Genomic DNA, 359 nt, shown 5'->3' with positions numbered 1-359 from the left:
CCGTCATTTGATCCATAGCCGTTGCAACAGAATCGAGAGAAGCGTTCTGGCTCATGATTTGTGTTTCGCTGCGCTTCATCTCCGTTTCGAAGGAAGAGGAGGTTTCACTTAGCGTTGCAGCACTTTGGTTCACATTATTCACAAGCTTAGTTAATGTATCCATTGAACGATCTAGCTCGCAGCCGATCGTACCAAACTCATCGCGTCCAGGATGGAAGCCGAGTCGTGAGGTTAAATCACCGTCACCAATCTTTTGAGTGGTTGTGTAAAGGACCCAAAGTGCACCACCTAAGAAAGTAGCGACCCAGTAACAGAAAAGACCAAAAGGCACACGCCATAAAAAGCTGAGTAATAAGGTG

At 46.5% G+C, this 359-nt stretch carries 1 protein-coding gene; it reads right to left on the bottom strand.

Features of this window, described 5'->3' with window-relative positions; genetic code table 11:
* A partial coding sequence (locus A3712_RS06325; RefSeq protein WP_197465791.1) for a HAMP domain-containing protein occupies window positions 1–359 on the bottom strand: 359 nt, incomplete at both ends.

The sequence above is a fragment of the Vibrio sp. HI00D65 genome (assembly GCF_001635455.1).
In the GTDB taxonomy this organism is placed as follows: domain Bacteria; phylum Pseudomonadota; class Gammaproteobacteria; order Enterobacterales; family Vibrionaceae; genus Vibrio.
The sequence above is the reverse complement of the archived record's forward strand: the minus strand, read 5'-3'. Positions and strand labels throughout refer to the sequence as shown.